This window comes from Streptomyces sp. NPDC057543, assembly GCF_042801895.1.
Lineage (GTDB): Bacteria > Actinomycetota > Actinomycetes > Streptomycetales > Streptomycetaceae > Streptomyces.
This window is the reverse complement of sequence record NZ_JBHVFF010000478.1, coordinates 1-3,820: the sequence shown is the minus strand read 5'-3', so window position 1 is coordinate 3,820 and position 3,820 is coordinate 1. Positions and strand designations below refer to the sequence as shown.

Genomic DNA, 3,820 nt, shown 5'->3' with positions numbered 1-3,820 from the left:
CGCCGACGCACCGGGCGCCCTCCCACGGCCGCCGCGCTCAAGAAGCTGGTTCTGCGTCTGGCGCAGGAGAACCCGCGGTGGGGCCACCGGCGGATCCAGGGTGAACTGGCCCGGCTGGGGCATCCAATCGCGCCGTCCATGGTGTGGGAGATCCTGCACGCGGCCGGTACGGCCCGGCCCCGCGCCGTACCGGCCCGAGCCGGCGCGAGTTCCTCTCCATCCAGGCCGAGGGGATCATCGCGGCGGACTTCTTTCACGTGGACACCGTGACCGGCAGGCGGCTGTACGCGCTGGCGTTCCTTGAGCACGGCACCCGCAGGCTCCACGTCACCGGCGTCACCGCCCAGCCCACCGCGCAGTGGGCGACCCAGCAGGCCCGCAATCTCGCCGCCAACCTCGGCACCCGCGTCGAGTCGCTGCGCTTCGTTCTCCGCGACCGCGACAGCAAGTACACCGACTCCTTCGACGCCGTCTAGCCGAGGACACCGAGGTGCTGCTCAGCGCACCTCGGGCGCCGCGCGTGAATGCCCACTGCGAGCGAGTAATCGGCACGATCCGGCGCGAGGCCCTCGACCATATCCTGATCACGAACGAGGCCCACGCCCGACAGGTCCTCGCCGAGTATCAGGAGCACTACAACTGCCACCGGCCACACCGATCACGAGACCAACGACCACCCGAAGCCCCGGAACAGCCAGCGGCGTTGCACGATCGCGTACCCCGCAGGCTCCTGCGCACCTGCGTCCTCGGCGGGGTCATCAACGAGTACCGATACGCGGCTTGAGCTGCCGCGATGACTTTTCGAGCCCCACAGGTTGCGGATCTGGGCATTGACGTCGTCGAGAGCAGGGGTCACCTGGCCGTCAGGCCGGGGAGGCCGCGACCAGCAGCACCCGGTCCTCCAGCGGCAGGCCCCACGGCCGTCCGCGCCGCACCTCGTCAGCGCCCTCGCTGCGCAGTGCGGTCACCAACTTGCCGCAGTAGCGCGGGATCAGCCCGGTGAACGGGGCTATCTAGGACGGCTCGGACGCCGTGATCACAGCAGCCACAGCGAGATCATCTCACCGTGACCCAGTTGAGGAACGATCCTTGGCCTCGCGCTTTCGTGAGCGGTGCTGTCCGAAGTTTGATCAAATAAGCGAGGAGTGCCGCTGACCTCGGGCGATGGGACTTGCCAGGGTTCTCTTCGTCGTAGGGAACGCCGCACTCCCCGGGTGAAGAAGCGTATCGGGTCGTATCCGTGTGGCCGTGTCGAGAGCGACGGTCTTGGCGTGGTGACGCAGGCCAGTGCCGTGCTACCCGGCGCTGCGGTGTGGGCGACGATGCGCACGTCCCGTTTCAGGTACCGGGCCCAACCCGTCTCGGCGGCCCCACCGGTCCGGCCGGTCAGGCACCCGATCCAGTACCTCAACGAGAGCTGGCAGGCCGCTGGCACCGCACAGCACCGGCACCGGCAGGTGCGCTTCGACCACGTCCTCGCAGCGCCAGAAGGGCATCGAGCAGGAAGAGGGCATGCAAGCGCGACCCCGGTTCGTGATCGATTGGTCTCAGCAACCTTGATCATCAGATGTCGCTCATTCGTTACCGGCCCGCCTTCCCGGGTGAGCCGACGCCGCCGTAGGTCTCTCGCCGGTCGCCGATGAGTTTCACGGTCATAGGAGGTCGATACGAGTGACAGCCAACAAGTACAAAGGAGGCCCGCGATGGGCAAAGTGTTCACTCACATGACGATGTCGCTGGATGGGTTCGTTGCGGATCCGAATGACCACGTCGGGGAACTGTTCGACTGGTATGAGGCGGGGGAGGTGACCGTGCCGAACCCGAACGAGACCGTTTCGTTCCAGGTCGACGACGCCAGTGCGCAGGCGCTACAAGAGTTGACCGGCAACTGCGGTGCACTCGTCGCCGGCCGACGCCTGTTCGACATCGCCCATGGATGGGGTGACAAACACCCAGCAGGCGCCCCTGTCGTCGTGGTCACTCATCGCGCGCCTGAGGACGCCGCAACGAAGTGGCCCACGACGACGTTCGTCGATGGAGTCGAAGCCGCGGTCACCCGGGCCAGACAGATCGCCGGCGATCAGGACGTCACTATCGCAAGCGCGACGATCACCCAGCAGGCACTCGATCTCGGACTGGTGGATGAGGTATGTGTCAGCCTCGTGCCGGTGCTGTTCGGCGAGGGGATCTCCTACTTCACGAAGCTGGAGCGGGGCCACCAACTCCTCGACGACCCGATCGTCGTCCAGGGACGCCGTGCCCTTCACCTGCGGTACCCAGTCCGACGTTAGCCTCGCGCCGTCGCGAATGGGGCTGTCCGAGGGGTGATCACATAATTGAGGAGTGCGTCTGACCTGGGACGATGGGATTTGTCTAGGATCCTGGTCGTCGTCAAGAGAGCCGCACTCCTCGGGTGAAGAAGCGTAACGGGACGTATCCGCGTGTTCGTGTCGAGGGTGACGGTCGCGGGGTGATCTCGCACTCCGGTGCCGTGCTGCTGGTAGAGATCGCCCGGAAGGCAGGGCTGGACGCGGCAGTGTCGGCGGCTCTGGCGCCGTGGCGCAAAGCGCGGGCGGTCCATGATCTGGGCAAGGTCCTGATGGATGTGGCGCTCGCCGTGGCCCTGGGCGGGGACTGCCTGGCCGACGTCGGCATGGTGCGGGCCGAGCCCGCGGCGTTCGGGCCGGTGGCCTCCGACCCGACTATCTCCCGCCTGATCGACACGTTGGCCGCGGCCGGGGCCCCCGCTCTCACCGCGATCCGGCGGGCACGAGCCGAAGTCCGTGAGCGTGTATGGCGGTTGGCCGGCGAGGCGGCGCCGGACGCGGGTGGCGAGGTGATCGTGGACATCGACGGTGTCCTGGCCCTGGCACACTCCGAGAAGGAGAACGCCACGCGACCTGGAAGAAGACCTTCGGCCATCACCCGCTGATCGCGTTCGTCGACCACGGCCCGGCAGGGTCCGGGGAACCGGTCGCTGGCCTGCTGCGGCCAGGGAACGCGGGCAGTAACACCGCCGCCGACCACATCGAGGCCGCGAAGCTCGCCCTGGCCCAGCTGCCGAAGAAGCACCGGCGTGGACGCCGCACTCTGATCCGCACCGACACGGCCGGAGGCACGCACGACTTCCTCGACTGGCTCACCCGGCGGGGGCGGTGGCTGTCCTACTCGGTGGGGATGACCATCCCCGACGCCATCCACGCCGCCGTGCTCCTGGTCCCGGCCTCGGCCTGGACTCCCGCCATCGAACCTGACGGCGAGATCCGCGACGGCGCCTGGGTCGCCGAACTCACCGGCGACATCCTGACCGGCTGGCCCAACGGGACACGGCTGATCGTCCGCAAGGAACGGCCCCATCCCGGCGCCCAGTTGCGCTTCACCGATGCCGACGGCATGCGCCTGACGGCGTTTGCCACCAACACCCCGCACGCCCGGATCGCCGCGCTGGAACTGCGCCACCGCCAGCGCGCCCGCGCGGAGGACCGCATACGCGCCGCCCGTGCCACCGGGCTGCGTAACCTCCCCCTCCACAAGGCCGCGCAGAACAAGATCTGGCTGGAGATCGTCCAGATCGCCCTCGACCTGCTCGCCTGGATGCCCCTGCTCGCCCTGACTGGTCCCGCTCGGCTCTGGGAGGTCAAACGCCTGCGTCAACAGCTGTTCTCCGCCGCCGCCAAACTCGTCACCACCGGCCGGCGCCGAATCCTCCGACTCGCGGGCCACTTGGCGTCCAGCTCGGCGCCCGCGTCCTCGCCGAGATCGGCGACGATCCAACCCGGTTCGCCGACATCCGAGCGGTGAAGGCGTACTCCGGCGCGGC

At 68.3% G+C, this 3,820-nt stretch carries 1 protein-coding gene and 3 pseudogenes; 3 read left to right on the top strand and 1 reads right to left on the bottom strand.

Translation table 11 applies throughout. From position 1 onward, the window contains the following. A pseudogene (locus tag ACFU8Q_RS40075) lies at window positions 1–784 on the top strand (integrase core domain-containing protein); the annotation flags it as partial. A gap of 91 nt (window positions 785–875) precedes the next feature. Here the strand turns inward: ACFU8Q_RS40075 and ACFU8Q_RS40070 are convergent. Then, a pseudogene (locus tag ACFU8Q_RS40070) lies at window positions 876–1,013 on the bottom strand (IS5/IS1182 family transposase); the annotation flags it as partial. Window positions 1,014–1,703: 690 nt separating this feature from the next. Here ACFU8Q_RS40070 and ACFU8Q_RS40065 point away from each other — a divergent pair. Beyond that, window positions 1,704–2,291, top strand: a complete 588-nt coding sequence (locus tag ACFU8Q_RS40065; protein ID WP_384464727.1) for a dihydrofolate reductase family protein — start codon at window positions 1,704–1,706, stop codon at window positions 2,289–2,291. Window positions 2,292–2,413: 122 nt separating this feature from the next. Next, window positions 2,414–3,723, top strand: a pseudogene (locus ACFU8Q_RS40060) (IS1380 family transposase); the annotation flags it as partial. Window positions 3,724–3,820 lie beyond the last annotated feature (97 nt).

Excerpts from the sequence above, each read along its gene's own strand:
- ACFU8Q_RS40065 (WP_384464727.1), top strand. The coding sequence starts at position 1,704 with ATGGGCAAAGTGTTCACTCACATGACGATGTCGCTGGATGGGTTCGTT.